Source organism: Pontibacter ramchanderi (assembly GCF_002846395.1).
In the GTDB taxonomy this organism is placed as follows: domain Bacteria; phylum Bacteroidota; class Bacteroidia; order Cytophagales; family Hymenobacteraceae; genus Pontibacter; species Pontibacter ramchanderi.
The window spans coordinates 737389-756207 of record NZ_PJMU01000003.1; the positions used below are offsets into that span (position 1 = coordinate 737389).

General features: G+C 52.4%; 12 protein-coding genes. 6 read left to right on the forward strand and 6 right to left on the reverse strand.

Features of this window, described 5'->3' with window-relative positions:
- Positions 1-4 precede the first annotated feature (4 nt).
- From hpt to BD749_RS15830, 3 genes are all read right to left on the reverse strand, one after another.
- Complete coding sequence (gene hpt, locus BD749_RS15820) at positions 5-547, reverse strand: hypoxanthine phosphoribosyltransferase (RefSeq protein ID WP_101446124.1); 543 nt, start codon at positions 545-547, stop codon at positions 5-7.
- 98 nt (positions 548-645) lie between these two features.
- The gene (locus tag BD749_RS15825) at positions 646-2892 is read right to left on the reverse strand and encodes a sodium-translocating pyrophosphatase (RefSeq protein WP_101446127.1); all 2247 of its coding nucleotides are present in this window, start codon (positions 2890-2892) and stop codon (positions 646-648) included.
- Positions 2893-3198: 306 nt separating this feature from the next.
- On the reverse strand, positions 3199-4113 hold the full coding sequence (locus BD749_RS15830) for a M20/M25/M40 family metallo-hydrolase (RefSeq protein ID WP_101446130.1): 915 nt from the start codon (positions 4111-4113) through the stop codon (positions 3199-3201).
- A 110-nt stretch (positions 4114-4223) separates the two neighbouring features.
- Between BD749_RS15830 and BD749_RS15835 the strand changes: the two genes are divergently transcribed.
- Entirely contained in the window at positions 4224-5468 is a 1245-nt protein-coding gene (locus tag BD749_RS15835) for a tetratricopeptide repeat protein (protein WP_101446133.1), read from the forward strand.
- Between the two features lie 77 nt (positions 5469-5545).
- Here the strand turns inward: BD749_RS15835 and BD749_RS15840 are convergent, their stop codons facing one another.
- Complete coding sequence (locus BD749_RS15840; RefSeq protein ID WP_101446135.1) at positions 5546-6508, reverse strand: UDP-glucuronic acid decarboxylase family protein; 963 nt, start codon at positions 6506-6508, stop codon at positions 5546-5548.
- 2 nt (positions 6509-6510) lie between these two features.
- The gene (locus BD749_RS15845; protein ID WP_101446138.1) at positions 6511-7863 is read right to left on the reverse strand and encodes a UDP-glucose dehydrogenase family protein; all 1353 of its coding nucleotides are present in this window, start codon (positions 7861-7863) and stop codon (positions 6511-6513) included.
- A 583-nt stretch (positions 7864-8446) separates the two neighbouring features.
- On the opposite strand from BD749_RS15845, the gene BD749_RS15850 reads away from it, so the two are divergent.
- Positions 8447-9346: an alpha/beta fold hydrolase gene (locus BD749_RS15850; protein ID WP_101446140.1), complete on the forward strand. Its 900-nt coding sequence runs from the start codon at positions 8447-8449 to the stop codon at positions 9344-9346.
- A 17-nt stretch (positions 9347-9363) separates the two neighbouring features.
- Entirely contained in the window at positions 9364-9606 is a 243-nt protein-coding gene (locus BD749_RS15855) for a hypothetical protein (RefSeq protein WP_101446142.1), read from the forward strand.
- 78 nt (positions 9607-9684) lie between these two features.
- Here BD749_RS15855 and BD749_RS15860 read toward each other — a convergent pair whose 3' ends face one another.
- Complete coding sequence (locus BD749_RS15860; RefSeq protein ID WP_101446144.1) at positions 9685-11088, reverse strand: FAD-binding oxidoreductase; 1404 nt, start codon at positions 11086-11088, stop codon at positions 9685-9687.
- A gap of 71 nt (positions 11089-11159) precedes the next feature.
- Between BD749_RS15860 and BD749_RS15865 the strand changes: the two genes are divergently transcribed.
- The 3 genes from BD749_RS15865 to BD749_RS15875 all read left to right on the forward strand — a co-directional run bounded on the left by BD749_RS15865 (position 11160) and on the right by BD749_RS15875 (position 18784).
- A complete protein-coding gene (locus BD749_RS15865; RefSeq protein WP_245869316.1) occupies positions 11160-11798 on the forward strand; it encodes a C40 family peptidase in 639 nt (212 codons plus the stop codon).
- A 305-nt stretch (positions 11799-12103) separates the two neighbouring features.
- Positions 12104-15277, forward strand: coding sequence for a TonB-dependent receptor (locus BD749_RS15870; protein ID WP_101446148.1), 3174 nt, complete (start codon positions 12104-12106; stop codon positions 15275-15277).
- Between the two features lie 237 nt (positions 15278-15514).
- Positions 15515-18784 (forward strand): TonB-dependent receptor, encoded by a 3270-nt coding sequence (locus BD749_RS15875; RefSeq protein ID WP_245869319.1) that lies wholly within the window; start codon positions 15515-15517, stop codon positions 18782-18784.
- Positions 18785-18819: the final 35 nt, after the last annotated feature.

The following is an 18819-nucleotide window of genomic DNA, read 5'->3' on the forward strand; positions in this document are numbered from 1 at the left end:
CTGGCTACGACACGATTTTGTAGATATCGCGCAGGTTGCGGCCCAGCCCGTTATAATCAAGCCCGTAGCCTACTACAAAGTCGTTTGGTATAGACTGCGCCACATATTTCACGTCAAGTTGGTGCTGCAGGCACTCGGGCTTCATGAGCAGGGTCACGATTTCGATGGAAGCAGGGGCTTTTTCACGCAGTTGCTGCAGCAGTGCGTGAACGGTATGCCCGGTATCCACGATGTCCTCAATGATCAGCACATCGCGTCCTTCTATATTCTCGGTCAGGCCCAGCACCTCCTTCACGCGGCCGGTGCTCTGCATGTCCTGGTAAGACGACATGCGGATAAAGGAGATCTCACAAGGTATTCTGATGCGCTTCATCAGATCGGCTGTGAACATGAACGACCCGTTCAGCACGGCCAGAAAGAGTGGGTTTTTACCAGCGTAGTCCTGCTCAATTTGCTCTGCGAGCATCACAATGCGTGCAATAATTTCTTCTTCGTACATGTAGGTACTGAAGTCACAATCGTGAATCGTGATTGTACGGGGCTCCATATAGCGTATTGGTCTTGTTGGTAAACAAAGGTACGGATAATAAAAAATAAGCCCAACCGAAAGGATGGGCTTATTTATACTTATGGATATAGTATTCTTTATCTGGAAGTTAATCCGGCAATCACGGCCGTATTCTCCGCGTTAAGGACTTGGCCTGTTGCTGGTGCCTCCTGCTGTATCTCCATATTCAGGTTTGGTTCCTCAGGTATAGCCGGGGTTCGCTCCGTGGCTATGTGCGGCGCAATTACCAGCGACACGATTGACATGAGCTTGATGAGGATGTTCATCGAAGGGCCGGAAGTATCTTTGAATGGGTCGCCCACGGTGTCGCCGGTTACGGAAGCTTTGTGGGCATCAGAGCCTTTGTACTCCATCTTGCCATTAATCTCCACGCCTTTCTCAAACGACTTCTTGGCATTGTCCCAGGCACCGCCGGCGTTTGACTGGAACATCGCCATCAGCACACCCGACACGGTTACACCAGCCAGCAAGCCGCCCAGAATTTCGGCAGAAGGGGTATCGGCGAACACACCTCTGAAACCGAAGCCCACCAATACCGGCACGATCAGGGCAATGGCACCTGGCAGCATCATTTCGCGGATGGCGGCTTTGGTTGAAATTGCCACGCATTTCTCGTACTCCGGCTGACCGGTACCTTCCATTATACCCGGAATTTCGCGGAACTGGCGACGCACCTCATGCACCATCGCCATAGCTGCCCGACCCACCGCCGAAATAGCCAGCGCCGAGAAAATAAACGGAATCATGGCACCGATAAAGAGGCCGGCCAGCACAGGCGCCTTGTACAGGTCAATGGACTCAATGCCGGCTATACCTACGAAAGCGGCAAACAGAGCAAGGGATGTAAGTGCGGCAGAGGCGATCGCGAAGCCTTTACCGGTAGCGGCAGTGGTGTTACCCACAGCGTCCAGAATATCGGTACGACCACGCACTTCTTTCGGTAGTTCGCTCATCTCGGCTATACCTCCGGCGTTATCAGCAATCGGGCCGAAGGCATCGATGGCTAGCTGCATGGCCGTAGTGGCCATCATACCAGCCGCCGCAATGGCCACACCGTAAAGGCCGGCAGAAGCGTACGAAAGCACAATACCAGCGGCCAGTACAATAATCGGCAACACCGTGGAGTGCATACCTACCGCCAAGCCGGCGATGATGTTGGTTGCATGCCCCGTAGAGGATTGCTGCACGATCGAATTAACGGGCTTTTTGCCCATAGCCGTGTAATACTCCGTGATAATACTCATGAGCGTGCCTACCACCAGACCTACGATCACGGCAATGAACACACCGTTAGAGGTAAACTCAAAGTTGCGCAGGTTCATGTTCTCCGGCAGCATCCAGTGGATGGCGAAGTAAGCACCAACTGCAGTCAGCGCAACAGAAATCCAGTTACCCAGGTTGAGGGCACCCTGCACGTCGCCACCTTCTTTCACCCGGATGAACAGCATACCGATGAGCGAGAAGATGATACCCAGACCGGCAATGAACATCGGCAGGATGATCGGGGCCATACCACCGAAATTATCTTCCGAAACCACTTCGCGGCCCAGTACCATAGTAGCCAAAATAGTTGCCACATAAGACCCGAAAAGGTCAGCACCCATACCTGCCACGTCGCCTACGTTGTCGCCCACGTTGTCGGCAATGGTAGCGGGATTGCGCGGATCGTCCTCCGGTATACCTGCCTCTACTTTACCCACCAGGTCGGCACCCACGTCGGCAGCTTTGGTATAGATACCACCGCCCACACGTGCGAAAAGCGCGATACTTTCAGCGCCCAGCGAGAAGCCAGTGAGCACCTCCAGGGCTACTTCCATTTCATGCCCGTTCACGCTGCCGTTCACACTCTGCACAAAAAAGTAGTAAAGGACAATGAAGAGCGAGCCCAGGCCCAGCACAGCCAGACCAGCCACGCCCATACCCATTACCGAACCACCGGCAAACGACACGCTGAGGGCACGCGACAGACTATTGCGGGCTGCTTCCGCCGTGCGCACATTGGCCTTGGTAGCAATGCGCATACCGATAAAACCAGCGATGGCTGAAAAAAGCGCCCCCATGATGAAGGCCAATACAATTGTCCAGTGCGATTTTTCACCGGTATAGCCCAGGTAAAAGAGAAATATACTGGCAATGACTACAAAGTAGAAAAGCACTTTATACTCAGCCTTCAAAAATGCCATAGCACCGTCGGCAATGTGGCGGGCGATTTCCGTCATACGTTCGTTGCCTGCTGCTTGCTTCGTCACCCAGGCTGACCTGATAAAGGTATAAATCAGCGCCGCCAGTCCAAATCCAGGGATTGCGTAGAGAATAGGTTCCATTCAATAAGAGTTAGTTTTGTTAATAAGGGTTGAGATTCCTAAAATTGCTATATAGAGCTATTAAAGAAAGGCTATTCGTTTGACTTTTCCAAATAATAACTTTCGAAGCGCTATACCTAAGTTGTCGGGTATGAGACTATACCTTAGCTATTTGTGCCTCTTACTTCTCACGTGCCCTGTTTGTACCGCTCAATCCTGCCATTATTCAGACTATTGCCTCCTCCCAAACCCCTTTTCCGCTATTAGTACAAATAAAAAAAGGACTGCCAAGTATAGGCAGTCCTTTTGAAGGACAACTTTATCTAACTACAATTTAGCCATTAATTCCCTGTACAGCGCCACCATACTATCAATGTCTTTCTTGTGCACAATTTCATTTGGCGAGTGCACATTGTCCTCGGGTGCGCCCACAAAGCACCAATCCCAGGGGTAAGGACCGTGCTGTAATTCCTTGGCATCGCTGCCACCTGCACCCTCAACCTCCAGTTGGTAAGGTATACCAGCGTCTTTCGCAATGCTGATGACCCTCTCAACATATGACCGGCGGGGTATCAGGCTGTCGCGCATCGAGATGGCAACGCCCTCTCCGGGTCGCACTCCTTCCGTTACCCAGGTTATATCCGAAATGAGTGCCTGGTGAACGCCGTACCGCTCCGCAATGTATTTGGCCAGGTATGCGACCGAGCCGCCGCCATGCTCCTCCCAACTGCTGAACGCGATAATGCCATGCTCCAACGTTTCCGCCACTTTCAGTGCGCTCCAAACTCCCAGCCTGTTATCGAGGTAGCAGGACTGCACGGTCTCTTCGGTTTCCCGGAAGTCGCACTTGAACACGAGCTCTGTGCCGCGGTCGATCTCGCGGTCGTAGCTGTACCTGATCTCATGCGCTTCTTCATCAAGCTCCAGCGTGCATTCAATTTTTCCCTTGGAGTCCTCTCCTACCAGCGTATAGCCTGTCTCCAGGTCAGGACCGCCTATCTTGACCAGTTGCTTGCCATAGCGCACCGTAAAGCCGATGGAGTCAATATGTGCAAAAATCGCGGTTCTTGGCTTACCAAATATTAACAAAATACAATCCTGAAAACCCTCCCCATAAACTACAACAGGTTGTTGCTTCCACTGAACTTTCTGTTCTTCAATGTAGTTAAGCAGAAAATCAGATAGCTTTTTTTCGTTGCCGGACGGTGCGTGTATGCTGCAGAGTTGTTTCAGAAGTTTCATGCAATATTTCTTTTGTATCAATTCAAAATTAATATAATTGTTGTACTTTTAGTACCTGTTCACCAGATATGGGGCTATCATTACGCCGCTCCGGGCTTTTCTTTTAACCTATGAAGAAGATTGTACTTGCTTTTCTCGGTATCATCCTGACCAACTTCGCTTTAGGGCAAGGTTCTAAGGCGCAGTCCGATACGGCTATCAGGGAAGTGACAATACAATCGGTTGAGGTGATTCCTTCGGCAGGTAACATCAAAGGTATGCTGCTCATGGACAAAGACATCCAGTACGAACTGGAGGGCGCCGTGGACAACATGTACAACTTTAAGTACGAGCTCGCTGAAAAACAATTCAAATCTTTGCGCCGCCGCTACCCCAATCATCCGCTACCTTATTTCCTGATGGGGCTCAGCCAATGGTGGAAGATCGTGCCAACCAATATACAGACCCTGGAATACGACGATCTGTTTTTCGCTTACATGGATTCCACCATCCAGAAGGCTGAAAAGCTGTACGACGCCAACGAAAAAGACTACGAAGCGGCTTTCTTTTTGTCTGCAGCAAATGGTTTTGCCGGCCGTCTGCACTCCGAGCGAAGCAACTGGCGCAAAGCTACTATTGCCAGCAAGCGCTCACTGGAGTACCTCGAGAAAGCCAAAGCCGGCAACGGCCTGAGCCCAGAGTTCCTGTTCGGGGAGGCGCTCTTTAACTACTACTCCATCTGGATTCACGAAAACTACAAAATGCTGCGCCCGGTGCTCGCCTTCTTCCCGAGCGGCGACAAGCGACTAGGTATAAAACAGTTGCGCTACGTGGCCAACAACGGCTTTTACACCGGCACCGAGGCCAAGTTCTTTCTGATGAAGATCTATGCCAATGAAGAGGGCAACATGGAAGCTGCGCTTGATCTGGTAAAAGGACTGGTAGAAAAATACCCCAACAACGCCTATTTCCAACGCTTCTACGCCCGAGCGCTCTTTGTGCAAGGCCACTTTACGATGGCGGAGCGGGTATGCCTCGACATACTGAGCAAGCTCGACAGACGCATGCCCGGCTACGAAGCCGTGAGTGGGCGCTATGCCTCTTATATCCTGGCCTACATCAACCAGAACAAGTACCGCGATTTCCAGAAAGCCAAGTCGTACTACCAGAACTCGATCACCTTTGCCGAAATGAGCAACGAGCGCGACTCAGGCTATTTCGTGAATTCATACCTGAACCTCGCCCGCATTGCCAAACAGGAGCGTGAACTGAAAACAGCGAAACGCTATTACGGCATCGTACTAGAGGCCACCGACAAAAAGCACGCAGCCAACAAAGAGGCCAAAGACTTCATGAAAGCACACAAGAAAATTTAGGTACACCATACCTTCACAAAGCAAAGCGCCCCTGGCATCATATATGGCAGGGGCGCTTTTGTATTTATCTATACCTATTAGCCGATACGCTCGGCGGGTATCTGCACTTTCTCTTTAAAGTACTCGAGGGTGCGCTTTAGTCCTTCAGCACGGTCAACCTGCGGCTCCCAGCCTAGCACTTCCCGGGCTTTGCTGATGTCCGGCTGGCGCTTCTGTGGATCGTCGGTCGGCAGCGGCTGATATTCGATGTTGAGTTCCACACCAGTCAGCTTGCAGATTTCCTCGGCGAACTGCCTGATGGTGATCTCAGACGGATTGCCCACGTTCACCGGGTACGGGTAGTCGCTCAGCAGCAGGCGGTAAATGCCCTCCACCAGGTCGTCCACATAGCAGAAGGAGCGTGTCTGGCTGCCGTCGCCGAAGATGCTCAGCGGCTCACCGCGCAGGGCCTGGCTCAGGAAGGCAGGCAATACACGGCCGTCATCCAGTCGCATGCGTGGTCCGTAGGTGTTGAAGATACGCACAATGCGCGTCTCCAGCCCGTGGTGCATGTGGTAGGCCATGGTCATGGCCTCCTGGAAGCGTTTGGCCTCGTCATAGCAACCGCGCGGCCCCACCGGGTTCACGTTGCCCCAGTAGTCCTCGTGCTGCGGGTGCACCAGCGGGTCACCGTATACCTCCGAAGTGGAGGCGATGAGCATACGCGCACCCTTGGCCTTGGCCAAGCCAAGCAGGTTATGCGTACCCAACGAACCCACTTTCAGCGTCTGGATTGGGATTTTGAGGTAGTCGATTGGGCTGGCCGGCGAGGCGAAGTGCAGAATGTAGTCCAGTTCACCTGGCACGTGTACAAACTTGGACACGTCGTGGTGGTAGAACTCAAACTGCTCCAGCTTGAAAAGGTGCTCGATGTTCTCGAGGTTGCCCGTGATCAGGTTGTCCATCGCGATCACGTGGTAGCCCTCGGCTATGAATCTGTCGCACAGGTGGGAGCCCAGAAAGCCTGCCCCACCCGTTACCAATACTCTTTTTCTGGCCATACCTATACCGTTGCTTTGGTTTCCTGCTTCACGTTGGCCTGCTTCACGCCGATGCCGAAGTAGGCAAAGCCCTTCTCCTCCATCTCGTGCGCATCGTAAATGTTCCTTCCGTCGAACACCACCTTCTCCTTCATCAGCTTGTTGACAACGGCGAAGTTGGGCGAGCGGAACTCAGGCCACTCGGTCACCAGCAGCAGCGCGTCGGCGTCGATCAGCGTCTCGTACTCGTCCTTGCCGTACTCGATGCGCTCGCCCAGCGAGTGCCTGGCCTCCTGCATGGCCACCGGGTCGTATGCCTTCACTTTGGCGCCCTGCTCCAATAGCTTCTCGATGATCACCAGCGAGGGGGCCTCGCGCATGTCGTCGGTCTTGGGCTTGAAGGAGAGGCCCCACACGGCGAAGGTCCTGCCGGTCAGGTCACCGTTGAAGTAGTTCATCACCTTGTTGAAGAGCACTGACTTCTGCTTCTCGTTCACCGTCTCCACCGACTTCAACACCTCCATGGAGTAGCCGTTCTCGGAAGCCGTCTTGATGAGAGCCTTCACGTCCTTGGGGAAGCACGAGCCCCCGTAGCCGATGCCCGGGTAGATGAACTTGTTGCCGATGCGGGCGTCAGAGCCGATGCCCTTGCGCACCATGTTCACGTCGGCACCCATGATCTCGCACAGGTTGGCAATGTCGTTCATGAACGAGATCTTGGTGGCCAGCATGGCGTTGGCCGCGTACTTGGTCATCTCAGCCGAGGGGATGTCCATGAAAATGAGCGGGTGGCCGTTCATCAAAAACGGTTTGTAGAGCTTCTGCATCACCTGCTGGGCCCTCTCGGAGTCCACCCCCACCACGATTCTATCCGGCTTGAGGAAGTCGTCGATGGCGGCCCCTTCCTTCAGGAACTCGGGGTTGGAGGCCACGTCGAAGGCGATGTCGGCGCCGCGCGCCTCCAGCTCCGAGGCAATGGCCTGGCGCACCTTGGCGGCCGTGCCCACCGGCACGGTGCTCTTGGTCACCACCACCAGGTAGTCGGTCATGGAGCGGCCGATCTCGCGGGCCACGGCCAGCACGTACTTCAGGTCGGCCGAGCCGTCCTCGCCCGGGGGCGTGCCCACGGCAATGAAGGCCACCTGGCAGCCCTGCACGCTCTCGGCAAGGCTGGTGGAGAAGCTCAGGCGCTCCTTCTGCGAGTTGCGTAGCACCATCTCCTCGAGGCCCGGCTCGTAAATGGGCAGGATGCCCTGGCGGAGGTTGTCTATCTTCTTCTGGTCGATGTCGATGCAGGTCACGTCGATGCCCACTTCGGCAAAGCAGGTGCCTGTCACCAAACCCACGTAGCCCGTCCCAACTACTGCTATTCTCATAGGTAAAATCTGTTATGGATGTACAAACTTAAGTTTTATTCAAAATCAATAGGCAATCAAAACGAACTCGTCCGGTTATCTTGCCTCTGTTCCCTATACCTTTCTCTTCACCTGAAGCATGTAGATGCCCACTTTCAGGAAGCAAGACAGGAGGGGAAACTAACGTTTCTTAAAATCAGGATGAACTGCACAGGGATGTTCCCCATGAAACACACGCTTTTAAAAAGGCAAATTTAAACATTTTATTTAGAAGGATTCGAATGTAGCTATTTACTAATAGCCATAATGCCATCTGGTACTAAGACACCGTAGCGGTGCATTTCCCTCGAAGTGCCGCGAACCGGCGCATTGTCTTACTTTGTTCAGCAAAAAAGAGTTACGGGATATCCTTAAAAAATAAAATTATTGAGCAGGCATCTCCTGTCAATCCGACAGCCTGTGTTGCTACGGCATATTATTATATACCTGCCCCTGATGCCGTACTGCCTCTCATTTGAAACCGCTGGACATATTTTTACGCTTCTCTACAACCTGTGTGTCTGTCTCAAGTATAGATAAGGGAAGCTAACACCCTGAGTCACCTATGAAACCAGACTGGCTGGACACCAAAGAATATCCCTTCAAATCCAAGTTCCTGGAATTAGAAGCCGGCAAGATGCATTATATCGACGAGGGGCAGGGCCACCCGATCGTTATGATCCACGGCACGCCTTCCTGGTCGTTTGCGTACCGCAACCTGATCAAGATCCTGAGCAAAAAATACCGCTGTGTGGCGCTCGACCTGATCGGATTTGGCCTATCGGACAAACCCAAGGACTGGAGCTATAAACCCAGAGCGCACGCAGCCAACTTTGAGCAGCTGATGGCACATCTGGGGCTCAGCGATATTACGCTGCTGGTGCACGACTTCGGGGCGCCGATCGGCCTGGCCTATGCCATCAAACACCCGGAAAAAGTGCGGAGTATTGTGATGCTCAACACCTGGACCTGGTCGCTGTCTAACCACCAGGTGTTTTCGAAGGCCAGCAAATACTTGGTAGGTCCCCTGGGCAAGTTCCTGCACTCCAAGCTAAACCTCACCACAGACCAACTGGTGCACGAGCTGTTTGGGCAGGAAAGCAAAATGCCTGAGAAACTGAAAGACCAGTACACTCACGCGCTTGGCGACCCCGATGACACAGTGAGTTCGCTGGCCTGCGCCCGGGAGTTAGTGGGTGTTAGCAAGTGGTATGATGAACTATGGAAAGAACGCAAAAAGATCCAGGATATTCCGACCCTCATTTTGTGGGGTGAGCGCGATAAGCTAGTCAAGATCGAGGCACTGCAACGCTGGAAGAATTTTTTCCATGAATGCTACGTGATGCACTTTGAGGACAGCGGACATTTCCTGATGGAGGAGCATGCCGATGAGGTAGCCCAGTACGTTAGTAATTTTATAAAAGAAGAAGACAAGAAGAAGGAAAAGACCTTCCACCAAACTTAAAACTAAAACGAGCTATTATGACGGAACCCGATAAAAACCTGAACGAGGCCCTGTTTCGCAGTCACCAGGCAACAGAAAAGGAAAACCAGGCGCAGAGCAAGCTGCACAACCTGAGCACTGGTCAGCAGGAAGAGCAGCCCGACAATGCAACACCGCCACTGCACGAGTCACCGCGCAACCTACTACAGTCCTGGGATACCTTACGGCAGTTAGACGAGGCCTTGGCAGATAAAAAGACAACCCATGACTCCAAAGCCTGATCTGTATGCAAAGCTAAGGTATACCTTGGTGCTATGCCTATAAAAAGCGGCAGCCGAAATTCGACTGCCGCTTTCTTTTTAAAATACTTTTCCCGGGTTCATAATGCCCTTAGGGTCAAAGAGCTCTTTGATGCCCCGCATCAGCCGCAACTGCACGTCGCTCAGGGCAATCCCAATGTATGGCCGCTGCACGAGCCCGATGCCGTGTTCGCCGGAAATGGTGCCGCCAAGCGACACGCACAGACGAAAAATCTCCTTTATACCTTCGGGCAGCTTGTTGTTCCAGTCATCGTCTGACATGTCGCCTTTTACGATGTTGATGTGTAGGTTGCCGTCACCGGCGTGCCCGTAGCATACCGACTTGAAATTATACCTCTCTCCGATCTCCTTCACACCCCGGAGCAGAACAGGCAGCTCCGCGCGGGGTACCACGGTGTCCTCTTCTTTGTAGATCGAGTTGCTCTTTACGGCATGGCCCACACTGCGCCGCAAGCGCCAGAGGTCTTCCTTTTGCTTCTCATTGTCGGCTACCAGGATGTCGCCAACATCGAAGGTTTCCAGCACTTCGTATACCTGCTCCGCATCTTTGTATAGCAGGTCCATGTCGTTGCCGTCGAGTTCTATAAGCAAATGAGCCCGCTCGTCGGCTGCCATGGGTACCTCCAGGCCCAGGTAGCGGCAAGCCCACTCAATGGCTTCGCGCTCCATAAACTCCAGCGCAGAGGGCACTATACCTGCTGTAAAAATTCTGGACACGGCAGCAGCTGCCTCCTCCTCTTTCCGGAAAGGTACCAGCAGCACCAGGTTCTGCGTCGGATAAGGTATAAGGCGGAACACGATCTTGGTAATGATGCCCAAGGTGCCCTCGCTGCCTACCATCAACTGGGTCAGATTGTAGCCTGTGGCGTTTTTGAGCACATTGGCGCCTGTCCAGGTAATCTCGCCGGTCGGCAACACCATTTCCAGGTTCAGCACATAGTCTTTGGTAACGCCGTATTTCACCGCCCTTGGCCCTCCTGACGACTCGCTCAAATTGCCTCCCAACTGGCAACTACCCCGGCTGGAGGGGTCTGGCGGGTAAAAAAGCCCGCGGGAAATCACGGCTTCCTGAAACACCTGCGTGATCACGCCGGGCTCTACCGTGGCCTGCAGGTTACGCTCGTCGATGGCAATGATACTGTTAAGCCGCTCCATGGACAGCACCACGCCCCCGTGCACAGGCAGCGCACCACCACTCAGGCCTGTGCCGGCGCCACGCGGCGTGACAGGTATGCGATTTTCGTGGCACAGCTGCATAATACGGCTGATTTCTTCGGCGTTCTTTGGTTTGAGCACCACTTCGGGTAGGTAGCGCAGGTCTTCGGTCTCATCGTGGGTATAGCGCACCATGCCTTCCTGATCCGCAGGCAGCACCAGGTACTCGCGCCCGACAATGGCAGCGAAAGCTTCTACCAGATTTGGGGTTATCTTCTCGAAATTCATTTTATATTAAATAGCTTATGCTTAATTTAGCAAGCCTGACCAATTTTAGCCATTTAATACCAAGTTACGCTTTGAGAACATCATTTACCAGTTACCTATTGTTTATCTTTTTCATCGGGCTAATGGCTTCCTGTCAGTCAGCAAAGCCTACTTTCAGCAAACGTGGCGAGACTTACAAGTCGGCCAGGGAGATAGCCGAGGAAAAACGCCTGGCCCGCAAGAAAGCCAGAATGGCAGGCCGGAGCGGCGGGAAAGGCACCGTTGCTACCAAAGACCGCACCAGCCGCACCAACGTGCCTAACCCGCGCCGCCTCGATGAGCATGTGGCCACCGTTATAGAAACTGCCCGCTCCTATACCGGCACTCCTTATAAATGGGGAGGCACCACCCGTGTAGGCATGGACTGCTCCGGCCTGCTGTGTACTTCCTTTCAAAGCATCAATGTCACCCTCCCCCGCACATCGGAGGAGCAAAGCCGCTTTGGCAAAACCGTAAAACCAAGAGAACTGAAGGAAGGCGACCTCGTATTCTTCGGCGCTAACAAAAACAGCCGGGAAATTACGCACGTGGGCATGGTGACAGAAGTGATCAACGATGCAGAAGTCAGGTTTATACACGCCTCCACCAGCCTAGGTGTGATCGAGAACAACCTCCACTCCGATTACTGGCAGAAAATATTCATTAAAGCTGTAAGGCCATTCGACGAATAGGTATAGGCTCTAAGCAGCTCACCGCAAATTTCAAGAAGACAATAGCCGGGCACAGGTATAAGCCCTGTTCTTGCCGACACAGTTTATACCTTGGCGCAGGTATAACCTACAGATCGGGTATTGCTTTGTGATAACTGCCGCAGGTATGCCAAGAGCTATACCTGTACAACAGTGCCTCCTCATGCTTCAGACCTGAAGAGTTCTGCCTCCGCCAAAGCACAAAATTTCAGCTTAAAAAGAGATAAAATACTCATACATACGTACTTATAGGTAGTTATATTTTTTCAATTTAGCTTATAAGTATTATGAGGACTATTTACGCAAAGTTACTTGTGACCTTACTGCTGCTTTTGAGCGGGCACCTGGTGTGGGCTCAGGGTACCACCACTGCGGCCATGAACGGGGTGGTGCAGGACCAAAACGGTTCCCCACTGCCGGGCGCAACAGTTATAGCGGTCCATACGCCTACTAACACACAGTATGCAGCTGCTACCAATGCAGAAGGCCGCTACAACATTCAGAACATGCGTGTGGGTGGCCCCTACACCGTGAGGACCTCTTACGTGGGCTACCAGGAACAGCGGTTCGACAATATCAACCTGGCGCTCGGTCAGAATTTCAGGCTGGACCTCACTATCACAGAAAGCACCACCACCCTGGGCGAAGTGCAGATCACCGCTACTCAGGACAAAGTCATCAACTCCGACAGAACAGGCGCCGCTACCAACGTGTCGACGGAGCAGCTGGAGTCCTTGCCTACCATCTCCCGAAGCCTGAATGACTTCACCCGCATCACACCGCAGGCCTCTACCTCCGGATCAGGCATTTCGTTTGCCGGGCAGAACAACCGCTTCAACAACTTCTCGATAGACGGCACCGTGAACAATGACGTGTTCGGCCTCTCCGCCAGCGGTACCAACGGCGGCCAGACCGGCGTGCAGCCCATCTCGCTGGATGCCATTGAGGCCATACAGGTGGTAATCGCTCCTTTCGACGTGAGGCAGAGCGGCTTTACTGGGGGCGGCATCAACGCGATCACACGCAGCGGCTCAAACCGATTCATAGGCTCTGTCTATTATTTCGGCAACAACGAGGCGCTGGTGGGCAAAAGCCCCAATGAGGCCAGAACCAGGCTCCCAGACTTTACGGACTATCAGATGGGCTTGCGGCTTGGCGGTCCGATCATCCAGGACAAGCTGTTCTTTTTCGTGAATGGCGAGAAAACGAAACGGGTAGCGCCCCTTCTGTTTGAACCCGGCACCCCCGGTTCCAACATTACGGTAGATGAAGCGAACCGCGTGCTGAGCGTCGCCAACCGCCTGGGCTACGACCCGGGCAGCTTCCGGGGGATAGACGATGAGACGCTGAGCGACAAGATTTTCGCCCGACTCGACTGGAACATCACCGACAATCACCAACTCACACTCCGACACAGTTATGTATACGGCGAGAACATCGACAACTCCCGCACCCCCAACGCCCTCCGTTTCGCTAACAATGCCGAGTTTTTCCCCAGCACCACCAACTCCAGCGTACTGCAGCTGCGCAGCCAGTTTGGTGGCCAGTATGCCAACGAGGCCTTGATTGGTTTCACAGCAGTGCGCGACGACCGCGACATCATAGGTGATCCGTTTCCGAGCGTCCTGATCCGCTTGTCAGGAGGCCGTACCATTTCGCTGGGCAGTGAGCCCTTCTCAGGACAAAACCAACTCGACCAGGATGTGCTGACCATTACCAACAACTTTAACGCCTTTTTAGGCAAGCACACCATCACACTAGGCACGCACAACGAGTTTTATAAGACCTACAACCTGTTCATCCGGCAGGAGTTTGGTGCCTACGAGTATAACTCGCTTGAGGCTTTCGAAGCCATTGGCACCGCAAACGAGACAGCCCCGGGTGCCTTTTTCCGCAACTACTCGCGCACCGACAACCGCCAGCAGGGCGCCGACTTCTCGGCATTCCAGCTCGGATTTTATGCCCAGGATGAGTACGCTGTCCGAAACAACCTGAAGGTAACAGCAGGTATACGACTCGACATCCCGACTTTTAACGACGAGCCAGCTGCCAACACTGAGTTCAATGAGGCGTTTGCCAGCAGGGGCCTGGCCACCGACAAGACTCCGGGTGCACAGTTCATGCTGTCGCCCAGAGTGGGATTGAACTGGGATGTGTTTGACGATGGCAACACACAGGTGCGCGGTGGCGCAGGTATATTTACGGGCAGGGCGCCTTTTGTCTGGATCTCGAACCAGTATACCAACACAGGGCAGTTGCTTGGAAGCCTGGCGCTCACGTCGGGACCGTTGCTGGAGCAAATCCGTTTTAACGCGGACCCTAACACCCAGCCGACCGCTACCTCTGTGGGTTTGTCCGACAGAACGGCTGAGATCAACATAACAGACCCCGACTTCAAGTTTCCGCAGCTGTTCCGGGTGAACGCAGCCGTTGACCACCGCCTCCCCTTCGACCTGGTGGCCACGCTGGAGGGTATATATTCCAAAAACCTCAACAACATCTATTACCAGAACCTGAACCTGGAGCAGACCGGCACCCTGACAGGAGCTGACAACCGTCCCGTATTTGGTCGCATTCCAGGCAACAGCTTCCAGGACATCATTTACCTGACCAACACCAGCCGGGGCTTCGGCTACAGCCTGACCGGGCAGTTACAGAAGACGTTTGTGGAGAATGGCGTTTCGGGTTCTTTGGCCTATACCTATTCCAGAGCGAAAGACGTGAACCCCGGCAACTCCAGCCAGGCACGCTCCAACTGGATCAACGTAAACCAGGTAGAGGGCCTCAACAATGTTAGAGAAGCCTTTGCTGACAATGATGTCAGATCGAGGGTAGTGGCTGGCCTTACCTACAACCTTAACTATCTTGGCTTTGCAGGCACCACCATCTCCGCCTTCTACAACGGGCAAACGGGAGTGCCGCTTTCGTATATTTACAACGGGGACGTGAACAACGATGCGGGCAGAACCAACGACCTGATCTATATTCCGGGCAGTGCCGCCGAGATAAATCTGGTGCCTTATACCGAGCGTGACGGAACCGTGGTATCGGCAGAGCAACAGTGGCAGTCGCTGGACGCTTTTATTAACAGCAACGATTACCTGAGCGGCAGACGAGGCCAGTACGCCGAGCGGAACGGAGACCGGTTACCCTGGACCAACCAGATTGACCTACGCATCATGCAGGATTTTAGGGTGCGACAGGGAGACAACGACCACAGGCTGCAGATCACATTCGATATTTTCAACTTCACGAATCTGCTCAACAAGGATTGGGGACGCCAGTACACGGCTACTTTCAATGCTTTTCAGGCCATCGACTTTGTTGGGTACGAGCCTGGCACCACCACACCCCGGTTTAACTATACTGGCCGTGGCCTCACAGACGGCGACCCTTATTTTGTGAACGATTTTTCATCGCGCTGGAGAGCGCAGTTTGGTCTGCGGTACATCTTCAATTAAACGCAGAGAAGGTGCTATTTTAGCTGAGTGCCAAAAAGAAAGGCGGAGCCGTGCGGCTTCGCCTTTCTTTTTGGCACTCAGTGCTTAAACACAGAAGTGCGCTCGCAATTTGCTATAATTTTTCGCTGCTAAAAAGCAAATAACAAGAGACAAATTATTAATAATAATTTAATCTCTAAGTAGTTGCATTTCGAAATATACGCTCTAATTTTGCGGGTAAAAATCAATCAATCTTTTATGAAAAAGTTATTACTATCAACACTGCTTATGTTGCTGTGCGTGATTACTATGCACGCCCAGGTAACAACGAGTAGTATTACCGGATCCGTAAAGGATTCAAAAGGTGAGGCTTTGATCGGGGCAACCGTAAGAGCAACACACGGTCCTTCGGGCACCACATACGGTGGTGTGACGAACGTGGAGGGTCGTTTCAACATTCCTAACGTTCGCGTAGGAGGTCCTTACACTATTGAAGTAAGCTACATTGGCTACGAGCCAAAGGTTTACAGCAACATTTCATTGAGCCTTGGTGTTCCTTACCAGCTTGATGCAAACATGTCTGACTCAGGTCAGGAGCTTCAGGAAGTAATTGTTAGCACAGACCGTTCTTCGGTTTTCAACGCTAACAAAACAGGTGCTGCTACAAACGTAGGTATACAGCAGCTGGAAAAGCTTCCAACAATTAACAGAAGCGTTACAGACTTCACTCGTCTGACTCCACAGGCCAACGGTAACGGCTTTGCCGGCCGCGATGGTCGTTTCAACAACCTTCAGGTAGACGGTGCCAACTTCAACAACGGTTTTGGTCTTAGCTCAAACCCACTTCCTGGCGGTAACTCTCAGCCAATCTCTCTTGATGCGATCGAAGAGGTGCAGGTAAACATCGCTCCTTACGACGTGCGTCAGTCAGGCTTTACAGGTGCCGGCATCAACGCTGTAACACGTAGCGGTACAAACGAATTCTCTGGTTCTGCTTATACCTTCTACAGAAACCAGGATTTCAACGGCAGAAAAGTTGGTGACAACAAACTGCCAGAGCAGACCGAGAGAAAGAACCAGATCTTTGGTGCCCGCCTTGGTGGCGCGATCATCAAGAACAAATTGTTCTTCTTCGCTAACTTCGAGCACGAAAACGAGACTTACCCTGGTGTAAACTGGGTGGCTTCTCGCCCAGGCCTTACTGGTCCTAACGTTTCCAGAACAACTGCTGAAGACCTGGAGCGCGTTCGTCAGCACCTGATCACCAAATATGGTTATGACCCAGGTGCTTATGAGAACTACGCTAACGAGTTCAACAACAAAAACACGAAGTTCTTAACGCGTATCGACTGGAACATCAGCGACATGCACAAGTTCACGCTTCGTTACAACCAGGTAGTAGGTACAAGCGACCAGACGGTAAACGCCAGCTCTGCTCCTAACCCACGCGCCAGCTCTGCCCGTATCGGCCAGAACGCGCTTTCTTTCTCTAACTCTAACTACGGCTTCGAGAACACAGTACGTTCTGTAACAGCTGAATTGAACAGCACATTCTCTTCTGTGCTTTCTAACCAGTTCCTGGCTACTTACAGCCGTATTCAGGACACACGTACTTCTCCAAGCAGCATCTTCCCGTTTGTTGATATCTACAAAGACGGTGACCAGTACATGAACTTCGGTTACGAACTGTTCACTTACGAGAACGACGTAATCAACAACAACTACTCTTTCATCAACAACTTGTCTCTTCTTGCAGGCAAGCACAACCTGACAGGTGGCGCCAGCTTCGAGATCCAGAACTTCGGTAACAGCTACCAGCGTTATGGTACTTCTTACTACCGCTATGCTTCTGTTGATGATTTCATTAACGATGCGCGTCCTCTGCAGTTCGGTCTGACTTATCCTTACGAAGGTCAGGATCCGTATTCACGCATCAACTTCGGCATGGCCGGTCTGTATGCTCAGGATAAATTCGCTGCAACTGACCGTCTGAACCTGACTCTGGGTGTACGTGCTGAACTTCCGATCTACATGAATGATCTGACAGCTAACTCGTCAATCGACAACCTGACACTGCTTGATCCAGACGGTAATCCAACTACTTACGCTAGCGGTGAGTGGCCTAAGTCAAGAGTACTCCTGTCGCCACGAGTAGGCTTTAACCTGGATCTGCTGGAAGACCGCTCACTGTCAGTTCGCGGTGGTACAGGTATCTTCTCTGGCCGTATTCCTTTCGTTTGGTTGACCAACATGCCAACAAACGCTGGTGTAATCCAGAACGTAGTGGATGGTGTTCCTGCCAGCGCACTTGACGTGATCCGCTTCCAGCCTGAGCGTCTGTACTGGTTAGAGAATGGCCCGTCTAACGTGTTCATCCGTCAGCCAAACGCTGGTGCTCCTGGTAGCTTCGCCCTGGTTGACCGCGACTTCAAAATGCCACAGGTATGGAGAAGCAGCTTGGGTGCCGACTACACCATCCCTGGTACACCACTCGTAGCTACTGCTGACATCCTTTACACAAAAGACCTGGTAGGTGTTTACCAGTTCAACGCTAACAGAAAACCTGCTACACAGCAGCTGAACAACAACGGTGACAACCGTGATTTCTGGAATGGTTCTTCAAACGCCCAGTATACAACTGCAACTCGTGAGGCCATCGTACTGAGCAACACAGACAAAGGTCATTCACTGTCAGCAACTGCTGGTCTTTCAGTGAACTCTAGAACAGGTTTCTTCGGTTCTGCTTTCTATACCTACACACAGGCGAAAGACATCACGGGCAACCCAGGTTCTAACGCTGGTTCTGCCTGGTCTAACAACTACTCTATCAACGATCCAAACGAATTGCTGATGGGTATTTCTCAGTACTCAATTCCTCACCGTGTAGTAGCTAACGCTTCTTACCGTCTGGAGTATGCTAACCGTTTGGCTACTACAGTATCCCTGTTCTACCAGGGTTCTTCTCAGGGCCGCTTCTCTTACATCTACAACGGCGACGTGAACAGAGATGGTGTGAGCAGCGACCTGCTTTGGATCCCAAGCAGCTCTGCCGAGATGAACTTCGCTCCAATCATGAGCAACGGTCAGGTTCTATTCACAGCTGATCAGCAGCGTCAGGCTTTCGATACTTTCGTATCAAACCAGGGTCTGAAGAGAGGTGCTTATGCTGAGCGTAACGACGGCATCATGCCTTGGTTCAACCAGTTCGACTTCAGATTGCTGCAGGACATCTTCGGTAACGTAGGTGGCAAGCGCAACACACTGCAGGTAAGCGTTGACGTAAACAACATTGGTAACTTGCTGAACTCTGCCTGGGGCGTAAGAGACCAACTGAACGGTGGCTCGAACTTCCACTACCAATTGTTGAGAGTTACTGGCGTTTCAGCTAACGGTGTACCAACTTACAACATGATCACAGTACGCGACAACGATGGCAACACATTCCTGCCAGATTCTCCATTCCGCGAGAACTTCAGCTTGTCAAGCACTTGGAGCATGCAGCTTGGTCTGCGTTATATCTTCAACTAAGGAGAAATAGCTCATAAAGAAAAGGCGGGACAAAT

What these genes read in the sequence shown, in the direction of transcription:
- BD749_RS15825 (WP_101446127.1), bottom strand. Translation starts at nt 2,892, where the DNA reads ATGGAACCTATTCTCTACGCAATCCCTGGATTTGGACTGGCGGCGCTG.
- BD749_RS15860 (WP_101446144.1), bottom strand. Translation starts at nt 11,088, where the DNA reads ATGAATTTCGAGAAGATAACCCCAAATCTGGTAGAAGCTTTCGCTGCC.
- BD749_RS15870 (WP_101446148.1), top strand. Translation starts at nt 12,104, where the DNA reads ATGAGGACTATTTACGCAAAGTTACTTGTGACCTTACTGCTGCTTTTG.
- hpt (WP_101446124.1), bottom strand. Translation starts at nt 547, where the DNA reads ATGGAGCCCCGTACAATCACGATTCACGATTGTGACTTCAGTACCTAC.
- BD749_RS15835 (WP_101446133.1), top strand. Translation starts at nt 4,224, where the DNA reads ATGAAGAAGATTGTACTTGCTTTTCTCGGTATCATCCTGACCAACTTC.
- BD749_RS15855 (WP_101446142.1), top strand. Translation starts at nt 9,364, where the DNA reads ATGACGGAACCCGATAAAAACCTGAACGAGGCCCTGTTTCGCAGTCAC.
- BD749_RS15845 (WP_101446138.1), bottom strand. Translation starts at nt 7,863, where the DNA reads ATGAGAATAGCAGTAGTTGGGACGGGCTACGTGGGTTTGGTGACAGGC.
- BD749_RS15830 (WP_101446130.1), bottom strand. Translation starts at nt 4,113, where the DNA reads ATGAAACTTCTGAAACAACTCTGCAGCATACACGCACCGTCCGGCAAC.
- BD749_RS15875 (WP_245869319.1), top strand. Translation starts at nt 15,515, where the DNA reads ATGAAAAAGTTATTACTATCAACACTGCTTATGTTGCTGTGCGTGATT.
- BD749_RS15850 (WP_101446140.1), top strand. Translation starts at nt 8,447, where the DNA reads ATGAAACCAGACTGGCTGGACACCAAAGAATATCCCTTCAAATCCAAG.
- BD749_RS15840 (WP_101446135.1), bottom strand. Translation starts at nt 6,508, where the DNA reads ATGGCCAGAAAAAGAGTATTGGTAACGGGTGGGGCAGGCTTTCTGGGC.